We start from the raw sequence: 22,531 nt of genomic DNA on the forward strand, positions 1-22,531 counted from the left end.
GAAAATGAAATCTAAAAATGCTAAAAAGAGTAGCGCTTGTGCTGCCTGGACCGGAAATGCGGGGACTACAGACGGTTACGATAAATCAGACTAGTCCTACATTTCACCGGGATGGGCTAGGGTATAATCCCTGATCCTTTTAATCCCGCCGCAAGTCGTTCAATCAAACAACAACACAAGAATCGGTAGCAAACGGCAAATTTTAACGTATTGCATGTCTCTCAAAGATAAAATCATCAACTTGCGGTCCAGTATCAAGCCGTTTTTCCAGCAGATACCCGTCCTGTTTACTGATTCTTCACGTAAAACCCGTATAGTCTCCGCTTCCGCCGTGCTGTTGACTCTGGTCGCCTTCGGCGCGGCCGGTGTTGCTCCGCTGCCAACTGATCCTGACGATGTGCCGGTTCGGGCGATTTCCGCTGAACTGGAATTGCCCAGTTTGAGTGAGCAGATTGCCAAGCTTGAAGCCCAGCAACAATTGTACGTTGCGGAAGACAAGATGCGCGCCGGCGATACCCTGGCGGCCTTGCTGACACGGCTGGGCGTGGACGACGATGAGGCCGCCGGTTTCATCAAGTCCGACAGCAGCGCGCGCGCCATGCTGCGCCTCAAGCCGGGCACCGCCGTACAAGCGCAAACCAGCAATGACGGCCAATTGCAGATGCTGCGCGCCACCATGGCCGACGGCCGCGACAACTCGCCCAAGAACCTGCTGATCCGACGCGACGGCGACAAATTCAGCGTTGCCGAAGAAACACCGACGGTTGAACGGCGCGTCGAAATGCATACCGGCGTGATTCGCTCCTCGCTGTTCGCCGCCACCGATGCGGCAGATATTCCGGACAGCGTGGCGTCGCAGATTGTCGCCATGTTCGGCACCAATATCAATTTTGCCTCCGACCTGAAGCGTGGCGACCATTTCAATGTCGCTTATGAAACATTCTGGCAAGACGGCCAGTTCCTGCGCGCCGGCCGCATCCTGGCGGGCGAATTCGTCAACGGCGGCAAACCGTTCCAGGCAGTCTGGTTCGACGATCCTGACAGCAGCGGCCAGGGCGGCTATTACGGTTTCGACGGCAAGTCGCTGAAAAAGGCCTTCCTGAAATCACCGCTGACCTTTACCCGCATTTCATCCGGCTTCTCGATGCGCATCCACCCCATCCTCGGCAAGTGGAAAAAGCACACCGGCGTCGATTTCGCTGCGGCCATGGGTACGCCGATCCACGCTACCGCCGACGGCGTGATCGACTTCGCCGGCGTCGAGAGCGGCTACGGCAATGTGGTCATCATCAAGCACGACAGCAAGTATTCCACGGTGTACGCTCACATGAGCCGCTTCGCGCCGACCTCGCGCAAAGGCAGCAAAGTCAGCCAGGGCGACGTCATCGGCTATGTCGGCATGACCGGCTGGGCCACCGGCCCGCATCTGCACTATGAGTTCCGCGTCGCCAACGAGCCGCGCGACCCGCTCTCGGTGGTGGTGCCTACCGCCAGCCCGCTGGCAGGCGCCGAGCTGCAGCGTTTCAAGACGGTGGCGGCGGATATCACCCATCGCTTCAACCTGCTGAGCGGCAGCGAAGCACCAGCGGCAAAACCGGCAGCACCGACCACCAAGCTGGCATCAAAGTAATTTGCACATTAGTACCGGATAAACGTAGAACCGTTGTGGGAGCGCTAGTAAAATCAAGCGATCTCACAACGGTTTTATTATGTCCACACCAAACTCCCCCAGCAATCTTTACATCGGGCTGATGTCCGGCACCAGCCTGGATGGCGTCGATGGCGTCATCGCCGCCTTTGCCGCCGCGCCGGAACAGCAGGCGGTCGCCACCCTGGCCTCGGCCTACGTGCCGTTTTCCGCCGGCTTGCGCGCCGAGCTGATGGCCCTGCAAAGCGCCGGCCAGGATGAAATCGAACGTGAAGCGCTGGTGGCCAATACCCTGGCCGCCCACTACGCCGCCTGCGTCGAACGCTTGCTGGCCGACGCCGACCTGAAGCCTGGACAGATTCGCGCCATTGGCGTCCACGGCCAGACCATCCGCCATCGCCCCGAGCTCGGCTTTACGCGCCAGGCCAACAATCCGTCGCTGCTGGCGGAGCTGACCGGCATCGACGTCATCGCCGATTTCCGCAGCCGCGACGTCGCCGCCGGCGGCCAGGGCGCGCCGCTGGTCCCGGCCTTTCACCAGGCGGTGTTCGCCGATCCGGCGCAAACCCGGGTAGTGGTGAATATCGGCGGCATCGGCAACATCAGCGTCTTGCATGGCCAGGCGGCTGAGAGCGAGGAGCGCGATGTGATCGGCTTCGATACCGGACCGGGCAATGTGCTGATGGATTTGTGGATCAAGCGCCATCTGGACAAGGATTACGATAAAGACGGTAATTGGGCCGCCAGCGGCCAGCCTTCGGCCGCCTTGCTGGCGCACATGCGCAAGGAAGAATATTTTGCCGCTGCACCGCCCAAGAGCACCGGCCGCGACCTGTTCCATGCTGCTTGGCTAGACCAGCAATTAAGTCATACGGCGCCATTGAAGCTGAGCCCGGCCGACGTCCAGGCCACCCTGGCGACGCTGACCGCCACCACGATCGCAGATGCCATTGTGCGTCACGCGCCCGCAGCAGAAACCGTGTATGTCTGCGGCGGCGGCGCCTATAACCCTTATCTGATGATGCAACTGGCACAGGCTCTGCAAAGCCATGGACTGCGGGCACACGTGCAGTCGACCGCAGCGCTGGGGATTGCCCCCAACCATGTCGAGGCAGTGGCGTTCGCCTGGCTGGCGCTGCGCTTCGACCAGCGCTTGCCCGGCAACCTGCCATTGGTGACTGGCGCGCGCGGTGCGCGCATCTTGGGCGCGCTATACCCGGCCTGACGAAACCGGCTCCGGCTTCAAAACGACATAAAAAAAGACGCTCGGGGATAATTCCCCAGCGTCTTTTTTACTACCGTGTCCTGCTCAGGCCGGTTCAGAACCGGCCGGGTGCATCAGGCCGAGAACGAAGAACCGCAACCGCAAGTGGTGGTCGCGTTCGGGTTCTTGATCACGAATTGCGCGCCTTCCAGGTCGTCCTTGTAATCGATTTCGGCGCCGACCAGGTACTGGTAGCTCATCGAGTCGATCAGCAGCTGCACGCCGTTCTTGCTCATGGTGGTGTCGTCTTCATTGACGATTTCATCAAAAGTGAAACCGTACTGGAAACCGGAACAGCCGCCACCCTGCACGAATACGCGCAATTTCAGGTCGGGATTGCCTTCTTCTTCGATCAGTTGCGCAACTTTGGCGGCGGCGCTATCGGTAAACACGATAGGGGATGCGACTACATCTTGGATTTCAGCGACAGCATTCATTTTTGGCTCCTGCGGGGGGGATACATACAATACTGCATTATAGGCGCTTGCCTGGATTCATGCAGGCAAAGCCCGAAACCGGGTGCGCTTCTCTGCACACTACTCAGGCAGATTGCGTCATGGCAAGTTTTAGCACCGGTTCGATCACGTTCTGTTCATGGGTCAGCTTGCCGCTTACCAGCGCGCCGCTATGCATTTCCAGCGCCTTGTAATTGACATCGCCAGTTATGCGGGCTTTCGGCTGCAATTCAAGCAGTTCCGACGAGAAAACGTTGCCGCTGATTTCGCCGTTGACCACCAGATGCGCGACCCGCACTTCGCCCTCCACCTTGGCGCTCTCGGAAATCACCAGCACGCTGGCCTGGCCGATTTCAGCCACCACATTGCCCTTGACATGGCCGTCGATGCGCAGACCGCCCTTGAAGTGGACATCGCCCTGGATGCTGGTCGACGAACCGATCAGGCTGTCGATGGTGCTCTTTGCTTTGCGGTTGAACATGATGTTTCCTTTTTTACAAATTAGTGGTTTGCTGCGCCCGCATCTGGCCTTTGTCCATGACCTTGGCTTGAATCGCCTTGACCACTGCGCCTTCCGGCAAAGTCAGTTCGGCCTCGACCCGCTGGTAATACTTGAAATCCAACTTGTAGGCAGCCTTGTCTGCCGCCGTCGCGCCGGCGCCCGGGAAAGTCAGCACCGTACTTTTCCCCGCCACCGTCGCCGTCACCAGCAATTGCATTTCGCCGGTGAAATTAGGCGCTTTGCCGCCCTGCATAATCAGCATCCGATAACGCAGCTGCGTCGGCGTCTGCAATTCCGCGGTCAGGCGCTGAATGGTAATGCCTTGGTTGCCGGTCGCATTCGGCAGCAAACCCTCAAAAAACGCCAGGTCCTCTTTCAGCTTGGCGTTTTCGGCTTCCAGCACCTTGATCTGGTGACCCAGTTGTTCTTGCGCCGCCTTCTCGATATTCATCCGGCTTTCGGCGGCGTTGACGGTGGTCGAAAAGCGGTCGCGCTCCGCCGTCAGGCTGCTCACCTTTTCATTCAGGTCGGCCAGCTGCTGCTTGCTGATGCCCGGACTGTGGCCGGTAAAATCGCGGCCCAGATCGTACATCCACATGGCGATGGCGCCGCCGAAACCGAGCACCACGATCAGGAAAAGCGCCTTCAGCGGCCACGGAAAATGGCTTTTCACGGTCATTTTCGGCGCCGAAATCGACATGCGCCGAACCCACAGCTTGTACTTCATCGCGGCTGGTTCCGTCGCACACCCACAGTCGCCGGCGTGGCGGCCAGCCCCGATAGCGCAAGCATCATGGCATGACCGGCACGTGCATCAGACCAGTCGTTTCTTCCAGGCCAAACATGAGGTTCATGCACTGTACTGCCTGGCCGGCTGAGCCCTTGACCAGATTGTCCTGTACCACCAGCACCACCACGGTATCGCCGTCGTTCGGGCGATGCAGAGCGATGCGTAGCATGTTCGAGCTGCGGGTGGAACGGGTTTCCGGATGCGCGCCGAACGGCATGACGTCGACGAACGGCTCGTTCTTGTAGGCATCCTCGAAGAGCGCCTGCAGCGCGGCGTTGTCGAGCTCCTTGGTCAGGCGCGCGTAAATGGTGGAATGCATGCCGCGTATCATCGGCACCAGATGCGGCGTAAACAGCAAGCCGATTTTCTGTTCTGTAAGTTTGCCGAGCTGCTCCACGGTTTCCGGTGAATGACGGTGGCCGGAGACGCCGTAAGCCTTGAAATTGTCACTGGCTTCCGAGAACAGCATGGCGACCTCGGCCTTGCGGCCGGCGCCGGAAACGCCCGATTTGCAATCGGCGATCAGATGTCCGGCATCTACCACCCCAGCCTTCAGCAGAGGCGCGAGGCCGAGTTGCATCGTGGTCGGATAGCAGCCAGGGTTGCCGATGATGCGCGCATCCTTGATGGCGGCGCGGTTCAGCTCAGGCAAACCGTACACGGCTTCTTTCAGCAGCTCAGGGCAGCTGTGCGGCATCTTGTACCATTTTTCGAAAACTGCGGTGTCCTGCAGGCGGAAGTCGGCGGCCAGGTCGATCACCTTGACGCCGGCTGCCAGCAGCTCCGGCGTCTGCGCCATGGCGACGCCATGCGGGGTAGCGAAGAAGACGACATCGCATTCGGTCAACTTGGCTTTTTCAGGCGCCGAAAAGGCCAGCGCAACGCGCCCGCGCAGCGACGGATACATGTCCGCAATCGGCATGCCGTCTTCCTTGCGCGAAGTCACCGCCTGCAACTGCACCTGCGGATGGGTTGCCAGCAAACGCAGCAACTCGACCCCGGTATAACCCGTACCACCCACAATCCCGACTTTGATCATTTCTTTTCCTTGCTTGGAAGCGTTGTGCGCTTGGTCTTCCTGAACCTGATAACCGGCAATCCGCCACTGCTGCTTTTTGCGGCAAGACGGTATAGGGCCGACTATTTTATCAGCCAATTGTTTGAGCTTGTCAACATTCACTTCGGCAATATTTTGCCGTTATTAGCATGGCAATGCCGGCAGCCAATGTTACGTGCATGAAATTCTGACGCAGCAAATGACAAAAAGCCGCCAGGCGCGAACCTGGCGGCTTTTCGATATTCTGAAAGCGTAGATTAGCGCTTGGAGAATTGTTTTGCGCGACGCGCCTTGCGCAGACCAACTTTTTTACGTTCAACTTCACGTGCATCACGTGTAACGAAGCCGGCTTTGGACAGCTCCGATTTCAAAGTTGCATCGTAGTCGATCAGTGCACGAGTGATACCGTGGCGAACTGCACCAGCTTGGCCGGACTCGCCGCCGCCGCTGACGTTGACCTTGATGTCGAAAGTTTCGACATGGTTAGTCAGTTCCAGTGGTTGACGAATCACCATCAGACCGGTTTCGCGCGAAAAGTATTCATTCGCTGGCTTGCCGTTGACGATGATCTGGCCCGAGCCGGACTTGATGAAAACGCGAGCCACTGCACTCTTGCGACGGCCGGTTCCGTAATTGTAGTTACCGATCATGTCTATTCCTTAGAGTTCAAGTGCTTTAGGTTGCTGCGCGGTGTGCGGATGGGTGCCATCTGCGTACACTTTGAGCTTCTTGATCATGGCGTAGCCAAGCGGACCCTTAGGCAGCATGCCCTTGACCGCTTTTTCCAGCGCACGACCTGGAAAACGCTGTTGCATTTTCTGGAAATTTGTTTCGTAGATGCCGCCTGGGTAACCGGAGTGACGGAAATATGTCTTGTCGGTTGCCTTGGCGCCAGTGACGCGCAGTTTGCCTGCATTGATGACGACGATGAAATCGCCGGTATCAACGTGTGGAGTAAATTCCGGTTTGTGTTTGCCGCGCAGTCGGAGTGCCACTTCGCTGGCAACACGTCCGAGGACTTTGTCCGTCGCGTCAATCACGAACCAATCACGCTGGACTTCATGGCCCTTAGCGGAAAAAGTTTTCATGTTGACTTCCTAACTAGTTTAATTCGCTCAAATGGTGGTTCCATCACTATCGGAAACCTGGTTGTTAGACCGGATTTTCGTCCTGCATCAGCGACAGACTCTGCCTTGTTATCTTTTCCTGAGCAAACGGAAAAGCCGTAAATTATAGCCTTTTCAAGGACTTGGCGTCAAACCGATTGAAAATAATCGGCATTTGGACTAGGAATTGTTGTAAATGCGCTTGTAAATCCGGCGACAGGTTCCCGGCCGGCGGCGGCCCCGGATAAAAGAAAACCCGATCTGCACTTGGGCGTCGGGTTTAAATCCACTCCTGTGGAGGGGTGGAGGAGACATGGGTTGATTGCCAAGAGCCAACTCCGGCCATCGATGATCCATCTTAGCAAACGGAATTGTGCATCGCAAGGTAGAAAATTAGGGAGTTTTACCAAGAATCCCGGCTTGAGTTTTTAAAATAACAACAAACCCCGCCTGAACGGCCGCCGCCAAGAGCAGTTAGAATAACGCGACCACCACCAACACCGCGCGAGAACCTATGGAATGCACAGTACGCTGGACCGGCTTGTCCGGCATGACTTTTTTGGCTGAAACCGGCTCCGGCCACCTGTTGACCATGGACGGCGCGCCGGATGGCGGCGGCCGCGACCTGGCGCCGCGTCCGATGGAAGTGGTGCTGGCCGGCACCGGCGGCTGCACCGCCTACGATGTGGTGCTGATCTTGCGTAAAGGCCACCAGGATGTGCGCGGCTGCGACGTCACGCTGAAATCGGAGCGGGCCGAGAAGGAACCCAAGGTTTTCACCAAGATCCACTTCCATTTCACCGTGCGCGGCCGCAACCTGAAGCCCAACCTGGTGGAGCGCGCGATCAAGCTGTCGCACGAGAAGTACTGCTCGGCCTCGATCATGCTGGAAAAGACCGCCGAAATAACCCATTCCTTCGAAATCATCGACGACCTGGCGGAAACCGCGGCTGAGGCCTGATATTTGGGAGGGTGGGCAGGAATTTCTGCCCACCTTGAGGCGCAACCATCCGCGTGGGCAAGGATGCCCACCCTAGCAATCAGATGTAGTAGGCGACCGTCGTCATCACTTTCGACATCGCCTGCATTGCCTTCTGCGCCGGCAAGGGCATTTCCACTCCTCCCAAAGAACGCGCCGCCTCGCCATGGGCGATTTCATCGTCGCGCATCTGTTCGACGATGGCGCGCGATTTGGCGTCCTGCAGCGGTAGCTGCTCCAGATGACTATTGAGATGCTTTTCCACCTGGCGCTCGGTTTCCGAGACAAAGCTCAGGCTGCGCGTATCGCCCAGCCGCGCCGCCAGCGTACCCAGTGCGTAGGAACCGGCATACCACAGGGGATTCAGCAAGCTGACACGCGAACCCAGCTGGCGCAAGCGCTCAGCCGTCCAGGCGAGATGGTCTTCTTCTTCCCTGCCAGCCTCAGCAAACTGCTGCTTGATCGGCGATCCTTGGGCGAAGCGGCCCTGGGCATCGTACAAGGCTTGGGCGCAAACTTCGCCGACATGGTTGATGCGCATCAGGCCGGCGCTATGACGCTGCTCGGCCGCATCCAGCACGCCGTCCGGCGCCTGCAGGGCGGGACTCGGACGCGAAGCGGAAGCTTGCCCGGTGATCACGCGCAGGGCGTTATCGAAGTCGGTGATGGCTTGGTCAAGGAATGGCATGCTGGAACGATCTGAAAAAGAAGTAGCCTGAATTTTATCAGGCCGCGGCTATTTGACGCGCTTTGGCCGGAATACCGCGCCGTCTGCATAGAAGTCGCCGTCCTGGTCCTGGCACCAGCCCGGCACGCCCAGCACCGGCAAAGGCGTCAGGCGCCCGATCAGGGAGCCGTGCTGCGCCAGATCGGCTGCGACGCGGTCATCGATCCAGCCGCGCCTGCCATCCTCGCCAAGTGCAAAGTAGGACTCAGGCGCAGTCACCACCAGGGTATGGGCGGTAATCGCCTTGTAGGGACGCACCAGCTTTTCCAGCAAGGCGTGGCCGAACAGCCAGACTTCGGCATCCCTGCCGAACAACTGTCGTTGCGCGACGAAAGCATCGGTCCACTGATGGTTACGCAAAGCGGCCACCAGCGCTTGTCCCTCGGTGTTGTCGCGCACCAGCAGCAGCGCCGCGTTTTCATCGAAAATGGTGGCGGCGTCGCGCGCGGGGCCGCGCGGCTTGCTGCTGCCCGACAGCGTGCCTGCCTTGGCCAGTTCGGCAGCCTGTAGCGCGTTCAGGCGCGCCTTGATGGCAGGAAAGGAGAGCCAGATCAGTGCATTCAGGAAATCGTGCAAATTGTCGCGGGTTGGCACTTTGCCGCTGCTGCCGATGAATGCTTCGTAGGCCATGGCGACGGGCAGTTCGGCCTGCGTCACAAAGCTGAGCGGCAAACCCAGGTAGTTGCAGATCGCGCGTTCCTGCGCGACCGCGTTCAAGGCCTGGCGCCAGTCGGGCGCTACGCTCAAGCGTCGGCCTAGCGGCTGCAATGGCTGCAGCCAGGGTTGCGACCAGTCTATCGCTGTGAGAAACGATGGCGCAGAATCGGAGAGCGGATGGAAGTCAGAGCTAGGCATTTGCCGCGCATTTTACATCTCCCCGGGCCAGCCGCCAAAGCCCGGCTCAAGCCAGCGCCTGTTGCATCTGCTCCAGCCCGATATCGCCGAAGCCGTCGGCGCAGCGCACCACCTCGCCGATGACAATAATGCTGGGGCTGCCCAGGCCACTCACCAGCAAGTCCTGCGGCAAACGGCCGAGGCTGGTCAGCAGCTGCGCTTGCGCCGGCAGCGTCGCCGACCGCACTACCGCTACCGGCATTGTTGCCGCCATGCCGCCATCCAGCAAAGCGCGCTGCAACTCGCGGCAGCGCGCCACGCCCATGTAGATCACCAAGGTCAGGCCGGAGGCTACCAGCGCCGGCCAGTTCGGCTGCGCCCCTTCGTTCTTGCCATGGCCGGTCACGAAAATCACGCCCTGGCTGTGGTCACGGTGAGTCGGCGCGATGCCAATGCTGGCGGCGGCCGCCATGCCGCTGGTAATGCCCGGCACCACTTCCACTGTCACGCCGGCCTGGCGCAGGTAGGCGCGCTCCTCACCGCCACGGCCGAACAGATAGGGGTCGCCGCCTTTCAGGCGCACCACGCAGTGGCCGTCATGCGCTTCCAGCACCATCAGGCGCTGGATGAATTCTTGCGAGGTCGAACGACAGCCGCCGCGCTTGCCGACATGAACGATGCGTGCACGCTCTGGCGCATGCTGCAGGACCTCGGGATTGACCAGATCGTCCACCAGCAGCACATCAGCCTGGGAAATCGCCTTGACCGCTTTCAACGTCAGCAACTCCGGATCGCCCGGCCCCGCCCCTACCAATATCACCTTGCCGGTATGCATGGTCATTACCTCCTGTCATACGTCACGCCGCATGCGCCACCGCCTGTTTGCGGTACAAGAATTCCAGCACAGAAGTGCGGTATTCGGCATACAGCGGATCCTGCGCCAGCGCCAGCCGCTCGCGTGGCCGCGCCAGCCTTACCTGGACGATCTCGCCGATAGTGGCGGCAGGACCGTTGGTCATCATCACGATGCGATCGGACAGCAGCACCGCTTCATCGACATCATGGGTCACCATCACCACCGTCGAGCCGGTCTTGGCGACGATTTTCAGCAACTCGTCTTGCAGATGCGCGCGCGTCAGCGCATCCAGCGCGCCGAAAGGTTCATCCATCAGCAAGACCTTGGGCTCCATCGCCAGCGCCCGCGCAATGCCGACGCGCTGCTTCATGCCGCCGGAAATTTCGTGCGGCCGTTTCTGCCCGGCCGCGCTCAAACCCACCAGCGCCAGCGCAGCCTTGGTGCGCTCCTTCATGGCGATCTTGTTTTCCGTTGCCGAAAATACGCGCTCAACGCCGAGATAGACATTCTCGAAGCAGGTAAGCCAAGGCAGCAGCGAATGATTCTGGAACACGACTGCACGCTCGGGCGACGGCCCGCCGATTTCGCGGCTGGCGCAAATCAGCACGCCTTCGCTCGGCATCAGCAAACCGGCGATCAGATTCAGCAAGGTCGACTTGCCGCAGCCGGAATGGCCGATCAGGGTCACAAACTCGCCCTTGCGCACGGTCAGGCTGATATCGCGCAGCGCATGGAACTGGCCTTTGTGGGTGTTGAACAGCATGCCGACCTGGTGGATATCGATGAACTTGGCATCGCGTGTTTCCATGTTTTTTTTCCTTGGCTATCGCATTGGACTAGCTAACAACCTGCTCGTAGGTAAACGCTTTCGCCAGCGTCACCAGCAACTGCTCCAGCAGCAGGCCGACCACGCCGATCACTACAATCGCGATGATGATGTGCGGCACATTGAGGTTGTTCCATTCATCCCATACCCAGAAGCCGATGCCGACGCCGCCGGTCAGCATTTCCGCCGCCACGATCACCAGCCAGGCGGTGCCTATCGCCAGCCGCACGCCCGTCAGCATATACGGCAGCACCGACGGAAACAGGATCTTGGTGATGATTTTCCATTCCGACAGGTTCAGCACGCGCGCCACATTCATGTAATCTTGCGGCACTCTTTGCACCCCGACCGCGGTGTTGATCACCATCGGCCAGATCGAGCAGATGAAAATCGCCCAGATCGCTGCCGGATTGGCCGACTTGAACACCAGCAGGCCGATCGGCAGCCACGCCAGCGGCGATACCGGCTTCAGCAGGCTGATGATGGGGCCGAACATGCTGGAGAGGAAATTGAAACGGCCGATCATGAAACCCAGCGGAATCCCGACCAGCGCCGCCAGTCCGAAGCCGACGCCGACGCGCTGCAGCGACGCCAGGATATTCCAGCCTATGCCCTGGTCGTTGGGGCTGGTGCGGTAGAACGGATCGGCAAACAGCGTGAGCGCTTCCTGCAAAGTCAGCAGCGGCGTCGGGAACTGGTTGTTGTTGATGGCGATGATCTGCCAGACCAGCACCAGGAACGCCAGCCCCAGCAGTGGCGCCACGATCGGCATCAGCCAGGGCGGCACGCTGCTGCGCCGGTTGCTGGATTTCTGTGGTGGTCTGGCAATGGCGCTGCTTGCTGCGCTTGGCGCCTCGGCTTCTGCCTCTCCGGACACTTCGACGCCGTCACGCATGGTCACCGCCTGACGATTCGCATTCGCCTCTGTGTCCATGATTGCACTCATAATGGCTCTCCCAAAAAATGCGGTTCCGAAACATCAGGGTGGCCCGCGATGCTGCTATGCGCGGATCTTGAAGGAAGCCGCATAGGCTTGGGGATTCTTGCCATCCCACACCGTCCCGTCCATCAGCTTCGAGGTGCGCAGCACATCTTTCGGCAGCGGCGTCTTGGTCATGGCCGCCGCGTCCTTGTACAGGTCGATCTGGCTCACCGACTTGGCTACCGCCAGGTAATCGGGATCCGTCTTCAGCAAACCCCAGCGCCGGTGCTGCGTCATGAACCACATGCCGTCAGACAGATAGGGGAAATTGACCAGGCCGTCGTTGTAGAACTTCATGTAGTTCGGATCGTCCCAGGTTTTGCCCAAGCCATTCTGATAGCGTCCCATGATGCGCTGGTCGATCACGTCCTTGCTGGTGTTGACATAGGACTTGTCTGCGATCGCTTCCGCCATCTTGTTCTTGTTGGCGAGCGAGGCGTCGATCCACCTGCCGGCCTCCAGCACCGCGGCGATCAAGGCGCGGCAGGTGTTCGGATTCTTGGCGGCGAATTCTGCGGTGGTGCCGAGCACTTTTTCCGGATGGTCTTTCCAGATTTCCTGGGTAGTGATGGCGGTGATGCCGACGCCATCGACAATCGCGCGATGGCCCCACGGTTCACCGACGCAGAAGCCATCCATGTTGCCGACCCGCATATTCGCCACCATCTGTGGCGGCGGCACGGTAATCACCTTGGCGTCCTTGAGCGGATTGACGCCGTTGGCGGCCAGCCAGTAGTACAGCCACATAGCGTGGGTGCCGGTCGGGAAAGTCTGGGCAAAGGTATATTCGCGCTTGTCGCTGGCCATCAGCTTCGCCAGCGAAGGGCCGTCCACGGCCCCCTTGTCGGCCAACTTCTTCGACAGCGTGATGGCCTGGCCGTTATTGTTAAGCCCCATCAGGATCGCCATGTCTTTCTTCTGGCCGCCTATGCCCATCTGCACGCCGTAGATCAGGCCGGACAGCACATGGGCAGCATCCAGCTCGCCGTTGGCCAGCTTGTCGCGCACACCGGCCCAGGAAGCTTCCTTGCTGAGGATGATCTTGATGCCGTATTTCTTGTCGAAGCCAAGCAGCGACGCCATCACCACCGAGGCGCAGTCGGTCAGCGGGATGAAGCCGATCTTGACTTCGGTTTTTTCCGGCTTGTCCGAACCTGCGGCCCACGCTCCGGTGCTAGATAATCCCAACATGCTGGCTCCTGCCGCAACGGTGGCGGCTTGTAGTATTTGGCGGCGCTTGCCGTCGACAGCCAGGCTCAGGTCAAGACCATCTTGCGGCAGTGCTTTTTTTGATTCCATCGCATGGCTCCACTGTGTTCTCGGCAAACAAAAAAAGGCGTCGTTCCACAATACGCAAGTCATGTGGAAAGACACCTTTGTCTTATGTGGAAAAGACCGCCGTTAGCCGATTCCAGCAGCGCCAACGCTGGCGCCTGTTATTGACTATGCAAACCACGTGCCAGGAGTTGCAGAGGGAGAGACGTCAGAGTCCTGGCCGAAAAGCGCACTCGCTTTGTGCATCGCACCAAACCGGCTCACGATTTTCGGGCATTTCTGCCGATGCCGGCTTGCTGCAATCGCAAGATTCAGGCGAATCTCAGGTGAGATTCAGACAAGACTCAGACAAGACTCAGCCCAGCAAATCGGCGGCATCGATGATCCGCTGCGCCACCTCGGACAGTTTCAGGTTCTTGTCCATCGCCAGCCTGCGCAGCTTCTGATAGGCCTCTTGCTCGCTCAGTTTATGATGTTCCATCAGCAAGCCTTTGGCCCGTTCCAGCACCTTGCGCTCGGCCAGCTTGAGCTTGGTGTCGGACAGTTCCGCCAGCAACTTCTGCTCCTGGCGGAAACGCGCCATGGCGACATCCAGCACCGGCTTGATGCGCGCCGTCTGCAAGCCCGCCACGATATAGGCAGAGACGCCGGCAGCCATGGCGGCATCCATGCTGGAGGTCTTGGCGTCCTCGGTAAACAGCACGATCGGACGGCGGGCGTCGCGTGTCGCCACCACCACATGCTCCAGCACGTCGCGGGCGTCGGATTCGGCATCGACGATGATCATGTCTGGTTGCAATTGAGCAATTCTTTCGGGGAGATAGAGGTCGGCCGGAAGCGAGGCAATGATGTTGTAGCCGGCCTCCAGCAAACCGATGCGCAAGTCCTTGCCGCGCGCAGCCTGGGCGGCAAACGCGGGGTCGTCTTCGCCTTCGATGGCGACTGGATTGACAACGACGATACGTAGACTTTGCATGCTTGGAACCCTCGTCCGCGGACGACTCAATGAGCTACGGTTAGACAGGATGGGAGCGTGTTTTATCCATCGCTGCCATGCAAGCATGCAAAAATCGCACCATGTCGATGCGAACGGCCGCCGCGCGCCGGCGGCCGGATGACTTTACAGCAACTGCCAGTCTATGGTTTCGCCGCCGTTGAGCGGCACCAGCGTGGTCTCGCCCAGCGGCAGTTCGGCCGGCAAGGTCCACGGCTGACGCTTCAGGGTCACGCTGCCCTGGTTGCGCGGCAGGTTGTAGAACGCCGGGCCGTTGAAGCTGGCGAAGGCTTCCAGCTTATCCAGCGCGCCGGCCTGGTCGAAGGCTTGCGCGTACAGCTCCATCGCATGCAGTGCGGTGTAGCAGCCGGCGCAGCCGCAGGCATGCTCCTTCAAACCCTTGGGATGCGGCGCCGAATCGGTGCCGAGGAAGAAACGGCTGCTGCCGGAAGTCACCGCGCGCACCAAGGCCTGGCGATGCTCTTCGCGCTTCAGCACTGGCAGGCAATAGTAATGCGGGCGGATCCCGCCCTTGAAGATTTCATTACGGTTGTACAGCAAATGGTGCGCGGTGACGGTGGCGGCGACCGGCCCTTCGGCGCTTTCAACGTATTGCGCGGCGTCCTTGGTGGTGATGTGCTCGAACACCACCTTCAATTCCGGCATGTCGTGCCGCAGCGGCAGCATCACCCGTTCGATGAAGACCGCTTCGCGATCGAAGATGTCGATCGCCGGATCGGTGACTTCGCCATGCACCAGGAAGGGCATGCCCAGCTCTTGCATCACTTCCAGTGTCTTGTAGCACTTGCTGAGATCGGTCACGCCGGCGTCCGAGTTGGTGGTGGCGCCGGCCGGATACAGCTTGACCGCGTGTACGAAGCCGCTGTCCTTGGCGCGGCGGATTTCGTCCGGCGGCGTATTGTTGGTCAGGTATAGCGTCATCAGCGGCTCGAACGTCAGTTCGGGCGGCAGCACGGCGAGGATACGCTCGCGGTAGGCCGCGGCCTGCGCGGTGGTCGTGACCGGCGGCTTCAGGTTAGGCATCACGATGGCGCGGCCGAACTGGCGCGCGCTGTGCGGCAGCACGCTGGCCAGCGCTACGCCGTCGCGCAGGTGCAAGTGCCAGTCGTCGGGACGGGTAATGGTCAGTGTATCGGTCAAGGCATCAGTCATCTTCATTCTCTTCTGCAAAAAGTCGCTCCAGCATGGCTGCCGGGTTGTTCAGGAAATGGCGGGTGGTCGTATAGTGTTCCGTGTCTTCGTAGCGGGTCTCGCTGAGCCCGCTCTGGTCCAGCAGGTAAATCCGCGCATGCGGGTATGCCAGCAGGATGGGCGAATGCGTGGCGATAATGAACTGGCAGCGATTCTGCGCCAGTTTGTGAATGATCGCCAGCGCCGTCAACTGGCGGTTGGGCGAGAGCGCCGCCTCGGGCTCGTCCAGCATGTAGAAGCCGTCCGGTTGGAATTTGTTTTGCAGCAGCGCCAGGAAGGATTCGCCATGTGATTGCCGGTGCAGCCCCTTGTCGCCATAGGAATGGTGCACCCGGCCGGCGCCCTCTTCCAGCTCTTCTTCATAGGTGGCGAGGTTGAAAAAACTTTCGGCACGCAGGAAATAGCCGTTGCGCGGCCGCTTGAAGCTCTTCACGGTGCGCAGGTAGCTGTGCAGCTCGGAATGTGCGTCGGCAGTCGAGAAACGCGCATTCATGGTGCCGCCCTCGGCATTGAAACCCCAGGCGATCGCCACGGCTTCCAGCAAGGTCGATTTGCCGGCGCCGTTTTCGCCGACCAGGAAGGTCACTTCCGGATGAAACTCGATCTGTTCCAGCTCGCGCACGGCAGGAATGCTAAACGGATAGGCATCGTAGTCAATCGCCTTATCGGGATTGAGTTTCAGGCTGCGCAGGTAAGGTTTGATGGAAAGCATGGCGTGGCGGCGACTTCGATAAGCGCCATTTTACCGCAGCTGCACTTGCCAGCCTGAATCGCAGCCACGGCCAGCACCGGCAGGCGCCCGTAAAAAAGCCGCTCGGGCATGCACCGGAGCGGCTTCTTGTCTGGCGGGCAATCCTGCGATCAGTGAATGATCTTGGCCAGGAAGTCGCGCGCACGGTCGGAACGCGGCGCGCCGAAGAACTCTTCCTTGCGGCAGTCTTCCACCACCAGGCCTTTGTCCATGAACACCACGCGGTTGGCGACCTTCTTGGCGAAACCCATTTCGTGGGTCACCACCATCATGGTCATGCCTTCTTGCGCCAGGCCCACCATCACGTCCAGCACTTCGTTGATCATTTCCGGATCGAGCGCCGAAGTCGGTTCGTCGAACAGCATGGCGATCGGATCCATCGACAAGGCGCGGGCAATCGCCACACGCTGCTGCTGGCCGCCGGACAACTGGCCAGGGAACTTGTCTTTCTGCGCGATCAGGCCGACGCGGTCCAGGTATTTCAAGCCTTTTTCATTGGCTTCATCCTGGCTGCGGCCGAGCACCTTGACCTGGCCGATGGTCAGGTTTTCACGGATCGACATGTGCGGGAACAGTTCGAAGTTCTGGAACACCATGCCGATGCGCGCGCGCAGTTTCGACAGGTTGGTCTTCGGATCGCCGACCGAAACGCCATCGACCGTGATCTCGCCCTTCTGGAACGGCTCGAGGCCGTTGACGGTCTTGATCAGCGTCGATTTGCCGGAACCCGACGGTCCGCACACGACGACCACGTCGCCCTTGGCCACTTGCGTGGTGCAATCGGTCAGGACTTGAAATTGGCCGTACCATTTGCTGACGTTGTTAAGCTTAATCATGAGTATTTCTCCTAATTCCTGAATTCTGCTGAGTTCTGTTTTTCCAACTGGCGGCCGCCCTGCCAAGGGCATGCCGCCGTCCATTATCGAATAATCGCCACCCGGTGCTGCAGCTTCTTGACCAGCGTCGACAGACCGAAGCTCATCACGAAGTACACCACGGCGACAAACATGTACATTTCCACCAGGCGGCCGTCACGCTGCGCGATCTTCGACGCCACCGTCACGAAGTCCGGCACCGAACCCAGCACGTAGACCAGCGAGACGTCCTGGAACAGCACGATGGTTTGCGTCAGCAGGATCGGGATCATGTTGCGGAACGCTTGCGGCAGCACCACATTGCCCATCATCTGCCAGTAGTTCATGCCGAGCGCATAGCCGGCAGAAACCTGGCCGCGCGGAATCGACTGGATCCCGGAACGCATGATTTCGCAATAATAAGCCGCTTCAAACAGGATGAAGGTAATCAGCGCCGATGAAAAGGCCCCGACCTGCACCGGCTGCGGCGCACCGATGATCCAGGCGCCGATATACGGCACCAGGAAGTAGAACCAGAAAATCACCAGCACCAGCGGCACAGAACGGATCAGGTTGACATAGCTGGTGGCGATCAGCGAGATCGCCTTGTTGTGCGACAGCCGCATCATCGCCAGCACGGTGCCGAACAGAATGCCGCCGATCATCGCCACCACGGTCAGCGTCAGCGTGAACTTCATGCCGGTGGTGAACAGGTAGAACCAGGAGCGCTGGATTACATCAAAGTCGAAATTCGAAAACATGATCAATGACCTCCTGTATTCGCACTGCCAGAGGCAATAAATCCTGGAATCGCAATGGCTTTTTCAAGCCAGCGCGCCAGCAGCAAGGCGATCCCCGAGATGAGCACGTAAATTACCGTGGCGCCGGTCAGGGATTCGAAGGTCTGGAACGTGAATTCACGCATCGAATAAGTGGCTGCGGTCAGTTCCACCAGGCCGATGGTCAAGGCGACCGAACTGTTCTTGATGATTGCGGCAAATTCGTTGGTCAGGGACGGAATGATGATCCGGAACGACATCGGCAGCAATACGTAGCGATATGTTTGCGGCAACGTCAAGCCAAGTGCAGTACCCGCCAGCTTTTGGCCACGGGGCAGTGCATTGATGCCGGCGGAAACCTGTACGGCAATCCGCGACGACGTAAAGAAACCCAGCGCCAGGAAGGCGGTGATGAATGATGCATTCGGCAGGCTCTTGAGCCAGTTGCCAATGCCCGCAGGTACAATCTCCGGCATCACGAAATACCAGAGGAACATCTGAACGATCAAAGGAATGTTGCGAAATAATTCGACGTAGCCGTTGGCCACGCGTACTGCCCATTTGTTTGGCATGGTGCGAATCGTACCGATCACCGTACCGATGACCAACGCCATGATCCAGGCTGAAATAGACAATGCAAGCGTCCATTTCAGGCCGGCCAGCAAGGTGTCCATGTAAGTGCTGACACCGTCGGGAGACTCTTGCCAGAAGATACCCCAGTTCCAGTTGTAATGCATATTAAGTCCCCTCTCACTCTCTCATCCACTGCTGCTGCATAAGCTACCAATAAGCTACCCAGATGCACCAGACCTGCCGCCGTCCGGCGCACATGATAGAGAAAATTGTGCGTCGCAGCAAATCAATTCCAGAAACAAAATGGGAGGCTTGCGCCTCCCTTCATTTCTTTAGATCGCCAATCTTATTTTTTCTTCAACGACTGTTTTTGCGCTTCAGGCACGGCAGCATAGGCAGCCGGATCGCCGGAATCGGTTGGATGAGCAAATGCCGCCTTCAATTGCGGGCTCATCGGCACGTTCAGGTTGACGCCCTTAGGTGGGATAGGCTTCAGGAACCATTTTGCATAGATGTCGTTGACCTGGCCCGATTTGTACAGGTTGGTCAAGGCAGTATCGACAGCCTGCTTGAAAGGCAAATCGTCTTTACGCTCGATGATGCCGTATGGCTCAACCGACAGCGCTTCGGTGGTGATCGCGTAGTCGTTAGGCGCTCTCGAGCTGGCAGCCAGCGAAGCCAGCAGGATGTCGTCCATCACGAATGCCGTTGCACGGCCGGTTTCCACCATCAGGAACGCTTCGGCGTGGTCCTTGGCAGCCAGGATGTTCATGCCGAGGTTGCGCTCGCCATTCAGGATCGTGACTTGCTTCAGGTTGGATGTGCCGGAAGTCGAGACAATGGTCTTGCCCTTGAGGTCGTCCAGCTTCGTGATGTTGGAGGATTTCTTGGCCAGGATACGATTGGCCGTCACGTACATGGTCGGCGCAAAGGACACAACCTTCTGGCGATCGGCATTGTTGGTGGCGGAATCGCAGGACAGGTCGATCGTGCCGTTGGCGATCAGCGGAATGCGGGTCGCCGATGTCACTGGGACCATCTTGACGTTGAGTGCGGTCAGGCCGAGCTGTTTCTGGATCGCGGTAGCGGCTTTCAGGCACAGGTCGATCGAATAGCCTTGATACGACTGTTTGTCATCAAGGTAAGAGAAAGGGATAGAAGAATCGCGCACACCCAGGGTAATGGTGCCGGTGTCCTTGATTTTTTTGAGTGTTCCGGTCAATTCTTGTGCTTGCACGGAGCTAACCAGCACTCCCAGGCCAACCAAAGCGACGACCAATTTCGATGACATCATAACAACTCCCGTTAAAAAATTATCTGTATAGTTTAACAAACTCGCTGCTTGCACAGCGGACTTATACCCATGCTTATTTATTATGTCCAGCTCTCCTCCAAAAATACCGGTCTCCCCAACCTGTATGAATTTTCAATTACGTTCAATTTTATTATTGTCATGACCTTGCTGCTGCTAATTCCCGACCTGGTCCGACGGAAAACGCAATGACTCTCTGAAAAGATAGCTCATCGGCATGTTCAACGTAAGATTATTTTTTGCCGGTATCGCGCTCAGGAACCACTTCGAATACAACTTGTAGATTTCGCCGTCGTGAATGATGCGGCCCATTTCGCGATCCACCAGGCCCTTGTAGACCGGATCGCCCTTAGGCAGCATGATCGCGTACGGCTCGGTTGTCAAAGGATCACCGACCACGGCATAGGCGGCAGGATCCTTGGCCGTCGCCTTCAAGCCGTACAACAGTACATCATCCATCACGAAAGCATCGGCGGTCTTGTCTTCCACCATCTTGAACGACTCGTTGTGATCATGTCCTTCCAATATCGTCATGTTGAGCGAGCGAACCTGGCCGCGGTCTTCCAGCGACTTGACGCTGGTCGTGCCCTTGGTCGTCACCACTTTTTTATTGCGCAGGTCCGGCCAGTTCTTGATCTTGTCGTCAGCCCGCACGATCATGCGCGACGATGCCATGAAGTGCGCGATGGTGAAATCGACGCGCTTGCGCCGTTCTGCATTGTTGGTGGTCGAGCCGCACTCCAGGTCTGCTTTGCCGCCGGCAATCACATCGATGCGATTGGACGACGTCACCGGCACGTAGGCGATATTCAACTGCGGCAGCTTTAATTGTTGCTTTACAGCATCTGCTATTTTCAGGCAAAGGTCGATCGCGTAGCCCACCGGCTTTTTATCCTGGTCCAGAAAAGAGAAAGGGAAAGATGCCTCGCGATAGGCGATCGTGATGGTCTTGCTGTCGCGAATCCTTGCCAGCACGTCTTCCGCATGTGCCGCCGCGCTCAAACCCAGGCTGAGCGCCAGCGCCGCGCTCAAGCTTGCTGTCCGGCGCCATGCGGCCGCGCCGCTCCTCGCTTTTTTCTTGTTGCTATCCTTGATTGCCACGCTGCTCTCCCGTTGATATGCGCTAATGATGTCGAACTATTTTTCGGTCCGGAATATGCATAACATGCAATATTCAAGCCAGCTATTCGATTGTCCAGTGCGATTGTTTTTCATCGCTTCCAGATGGACAAACGCCCCGGATTCTACCGGGGCCAGATAGTACACGCGCAATCGGCGGTTTGGGCCGTCGATTGCGCGAATGTAAAACATTTCGACTATAGCTCAACTTAGCGCGGCATCAATCAAGGATACAAACCACGCATTTCGCGCGCCTGCAATACCCGAGTACAGGCAACGATGAACGCTGCGGTGCGCAGGGATACTTTTTTCTCTTCCGCCAGCTGCCATACTGCCGTGAACGCTTCGCGCATGATGCGGGTCAGGCGCAAGTTGATTTCGTCTTCAGTCCAGAAGAAGCTGGAGAAATCCTGCACCCACTCGAAGTAACTCACGGTCACGCCGCCGGCGTTGGCTATCACGTCAGGCACGACCAGCACGCCTTTTTCATGCAGGATGTCGTCCGCTGCCGGGCTGGTCGGGCCGTTCGCGCCTTCCAGGATGATCTTGGCGCGGATCGAGCCGGCGTTCTCGACTGTGATTTGCTGTTCCAGCGCCGCCGGCACCAAAATATCGCAATCCACCGCCCAAAACTGCGCACGGTCGCTGATTTCTTCGCCGCCGCTGAAGCCGGCTACGCTGCCGGTTTTCTGTACGTGGGCCTGCAATGCCGCCACGTCCAGGCCGCTCGAGCGCGTCACCGTGGAGATATGATCCTGTACCGCCACCACTTTGGCGCCGGCATCGGCAAACAGGCGCGCAGCGATGCTGCCGACGTTACCGAAGCCCTGCACTGCAATCTTGGCGCCATGGATATCCAGGCCGCGCTTGACCGCTGCTTCGCAACCGACCACGAACACGCCGCGGCCGGTGGCTTCGCGCCGTCCCAGGCTGCCACCCAGTGAAATCGGCTTGCCGGTCACCACGCCCGACGCAGTGCTGCCCTGGTTCATGGAATAGGTATCCATCATCCATGCCATGATCTGTTCGTTGGTGTTGACGTCCGGCGCCGGAATGTCTTTGTTAGGGCCGATGATGATGCCGATTTCGCTGGTGTAGCGCCGTGTCATGCGCTGCAGCTCGCCTTGCGACAAGGTCTTCGGATCGACCCGGATGCCGCCCTTGGCGCCGCCGTACGGCACATTGACCGCTGCGTTCTTGACCGTCATCCAGGCCGACAGCGCCATCACTTCCGACAGTGTCACGTCCTGGTGGAAACGGACGCCGCCCTTGCCCGGGCCGCGCGATGTATTGTGCTGGACGCGGTAGCCTTCGAAGTGGGCAATGGTGCCGTCGTCACGTTCGATAGGGACGTCAACGATCAGCATGCGCTTGGGACGCTTCATGGTCTCGACCCAGCGGGCCAGGTTGCCAAGGTAAGGGGTGACGCGATCGATTTGTTCGAGATAATCGCCCCATGGGCCGATGCCATGTTGCGTGAGATAAGATGGGACTTCGTGCTTGATAGTCATACTTTGCGCGCTCCAGGAAATGGCAGACCGGCTCCCATATGAAAGACTGCAGCGGGAGCAAAATCGATCTAGTGCCGCATCGTAGGACAACGGCACAGGGCATTGCCAATGCTTTGTGCGCATGT

The 22,531-nt window shown here is 58.8% G+C and carries 24 protein-coding genes; 3 read left to right on the forward strand and 21 right to left on the reverse strand.

Annotated elements, in window-relative coordinates:
* The first annotated feature begins 214 nt into the window (after positions 1 to 214).
* Positions 215 to 1,630 (forward strand): M23 family metallopeptidase, encoded by a 1,416-nt coding sequence (locus CPter91_RS22625; protein WP_061944540.1) that lies wholly within the window; start codon positions 215 to 217, stop codon positions 1,628 to 1,630.
* 79 nt (positions 1,631 to 1,709) lie between these two features.
* Positions 1,710 to 2,873 carry an anhydro-N-acetylmuramic acid kinase gene (locus CPter91_RS22630; RefSeq protein WP_061944543.1) on the forward strand — a complete coding sequence of 388 codons (1,164 nt, stop codon included), beginning with the start codon at positions 1,710 to 1,712 and terminating at the stop codon, positions 2,871 to 2,873.
* Positions 2,874 to 2,986: 113 nt separating this feature from the next.
* On the opposite strand, the gene erpA is transcribed toward CPter91_RS22630, so the two are convergent.
* From erpA to rplM, 6 genes are all read right to left on the reverse strand, one after another.
* Complete coding sequence (gene erpA / locus CPter91_RS22635; RefSeq protein WP_014007938.1) at positions 2,987 to 3,349, reverse strand: iron-sulfur cluster insertion protein ErpA; 363 nt, start codon at positions 3,347 to 3,349, stop codon at positions 2,987 to 2,989.
* A gap of 103 nt (positions 3,350 to 3,452) precedes the next feature.
* On the reverse strand, positions 3,453 to 3,848 hold the full coding sequence (locus CPter91_RS22640; protein ID WP_061944545.1) for a bactofilin family protein: 396 nt from the start codon (positions 3,846 to 3,848) through the stop codon (positions 3,453 to 3,455).
* 13 nt (positions 3,849 to 3,861) lie between these two features.
* Positions 3,862 to 4,596 carry a DUF6776 family protein gene (locus CPter91_RS22645; protein WP_236905886.1) on the reverse strand — a complete coding sequence of 245 codons (735 nt, stop codon included), beginning with the start codon at positions 4,594 to 4,596 and terminating at the stop codon, positions 3,862 to 3,864.
* A 64-nt stretch (positions 4,597 to 4,660) separates the two neighbouring features.
* Entirely contained in the window at positions 4,661 to 5,698 is a 1,038-nt protein-coding gene (gene argC, locus CPter91_RS22650) for an N-acetyl-gamma-glutamyl-phosphate reductase (protein WP_061944548.1), read from the reverse strand.
* 275 nt (positions 5,699 to 5,973) lie between these two features.
* Positions 5,974 to 6,366, reverse strand: a complete 393-nt coding sequence (gene rpsI, locus CPter91_RS22655) for a 30S ribosomal protein S9 (protein WP_038493344.1) — start codon at positions 6,364 to 6,366, stop codon at positions 5,974 to 5,976.
* 9 nt (positions 6,367 to 6,375) lie between these two features.
* Entirely contained in the window at positions 6,376 to 6,804 is a 429-nt protein-coding gene (rplM, locus tag CPter91_RS22660; RefSeq protein WP_061944550.1) for a 50S ribosomal protein L13, read from the reverse strand.
* Between the two features lie 532 nt (positions 6,805 to 7,336).
* Between rplM and CPter91_RS22665 the strand changes: the two genes are divergently transcribed.
* Positions 7,337 to 7,783, forward strand: coding sequence for an OsmC family protein (locus CPter91_RS22665; protein WP_061944553.1), 447 nt, complete (start codon positions 7,337 to 7,339; stop codon positions 7,781 to 7,783).
* 79 nt (positions 7,784 to 7,862) lie between these two features.
* Here CPter91_RS22665 and coq7 read toward each other — a convergent pair whose 3' ends face one another.
* The 15 genes from coq7 to CPter91_RS22740 form a co-directional block, all read right to left on the reverse strand.
* The gene (coq7, locus tag CPter91_RS22670) at positions 7,863 to 8,489 is read right to left on the reverse strand and encodes a 2-polyprenyl-3-methyl-6-methoxy-1,4-benzoquinone monooxygenase (protein WP_061944557.1); all 627 of its coding nucleotides are present in this window, start codon (positions 8,487 to 8,489) and stop codon (positions 7,863 to 7,865) included.
* A gap of 48 nt (positions 8,490 to 8,537) precedes the next feature.
* Positions 8,538 to 9,383, reverse strand: coding sequence for a DUF3025 domain-containing protein (locus tag CPter91_RS22675; protein WP_061944560.1), 846 nt, complete (start codon positions 9,381 to 9,383; stop codon positions 8,538 to 8,540).
* 46 nt (positions 9,384 to 9,429) lie between these two features.
* The gene (gene cobA / locus CPter91_RS22680; protein WP_417924827.1) at positions 9,430 to 10,203 is read right to left on the reverse strand and encodes a uroporphyrinogen-III C-methyltransferase; all 774 of its coding nucleotides are present in this window, start codon (positions 10,201 to 10,203) and stop codon (positions 9,430 to 9,432) included.
* Between the two features lie 16 nt (positions 10,204 to 10,219).
* Entirely contained in the window at positions 10,220 to 11,026 is an 807-nt protein-coding gene (locus tag CPter91_RS22685; RefSeq protein ID WP_061944563.1) for an ABC transporter ATP-binding protein, read from the reverse strand.
* Positions 11,027 to 11,054: 28 nt separating this feature from the next.
* A complete protein-coding gene (ntrB, locus tag CPter91_RS22690) occupies positions 11,055 to 11,816 on the reverse strand; it encodes a nitrate ABC transporter permease (RefSeq protein WP_417924867.1) in 762 nt (253 codons plus the stop codon).
* A 228-nt stretch (positions 11,817 to 12,044) separates the two neighbouring features.
* On the reverse strand, positions 12,045 to 13,325 hold the full coding sequence (locus tag CPter91_RS22695) for a CmpA/NrtA family ABC transporter substrate-binding protein (protein WP_061944570.1): 1,281 nt from the start codon (positions 13,323 to 13,325) through the stop codon (positions 12,045 to 12,047).
* Between the two features lie 331 nt (positions 13,326 to 13,656).
* On the reverse strand, positions 13,657 to 14,277 hold the full coding sequence (locus CPter91_RS22700) for an ANTAR domain-containing response regulator (RefSeq protein WP_061944573.1): 621 nt from the start codon (positions 14,275 to 14,277) through the stop codon (positions 13,657 to 13,659).
* Between the two features lie 144 nt (positions 14,278 to 14,421).
* Positions 14,422 to 15,456 (reverse strand): dihydroorotase, encoded by a 1,035-nt coding sequence (pyrC, locus tag CPter91_RS22705; protein WP_061946545.1) that lies wholly within the window; start codon positions 15,454 to 15,456, stop codon positions 14,422 to 14,424.
* Between the two features lie 4 nt (positions 15,457 to 15,460).
* Positions 15,461 to 16,219 carry an AAA family ATPase gene (locus CPter91_RS22710; RefSeq protein WP_061944578.1) on the reverse strand — a complete coding sequence of 253 codons (759 nt, stop codon included), beginning with the start codon at positions 16,217 to 16,219 and terminating at the stop codon, positions 15,461 to 15,463.
* A 149-nt stretch (positions 16,220 to 16,368) separates the two neighbouring features.
* Positions 16,369 to 17,094 (reverse strand): amino acid ABC transporter ATP-binding protein, encoded by a 726-nt coding sequence (locus tag CPter91_RS22715; RefSeq protein WP_061944582.1) that lies wholly within the window; start codon positions 17,092 to 17,094, stop codon positions 16,369 to 16,371.
* An 83-nt stretch (positions 17,095 to 17,177) separates the two neighbouring features.
* Complete coding sequence (locus CPter91_RS22720; protein WP_061944585.1) at positions 17,178 to 17,873, reverse strand: amino acid ABC transporter permease; 696 nt, start codon at positions 17,871 to 17,873, stop codon at positions 17,178 to 17,180.
* A 2-nt stretch (positions 17,874 to 17,875) separates the two neighbouring features.
* Entirely contained in the window at positions 17,876 to 18,628 is a 753-nt protein-coding gene (locus tag CPter91_RS22725) for an amino acid ABC transporter permease (RefSeq protein ID WP_061944588.1), read from the reverse strand.
* Between the two features lie 182 nt (positions 18,629 to 18,810).
* Entirely contained in the window at positions 18,811 to 19,758 is a 948-nt protein-coding gene (locus CPter91_RS22730; protein WP_061944591.1) for an amino acid ABC transporter substrate-binding protein, read from the reverse strand.
* Positions 19,759 to 19,932: 174 nt separating this feature from the next.
* On the reverse strand, positions 19,933 to 20,871 hold the full coding sequence (locus CPter91_RS22735) for an amino acid ABC transporter substrate-binding protein (RefSeq protein WP_061946547.1): 939 nt from the start codon (positions 20,869 to 20,871) through the stop codon (positions 19,933 to 19,935).
* Positions 20,872 to 21,119: 248 nt separating this feature from the next.
* Positions 21,120 to 22,406 (reverse strand): Glu/Leu/Phe/Val family dehydrogenase, encoded by a 1,287-nt coding sequence (locus CPter91_RS22740; RefSeq protein ID WP_061944594.1) that lies wholly within the window; start codon positions 22,404 to 22,406, stop codon positions 21,120 to 21,122.
* Between the last annotated feature and the right edge of the window lie 125 nt (positions 22,407 to 22,531).

Source organism: Collimonas pratensis, assembly GCF_001584185.1.
GTDB lineage: Bacteria > Pseudomonadota > Gammaproteobacteria > Burkholderiales > Burkholderiaceae_D > Collimonas > Collimonas pratensis.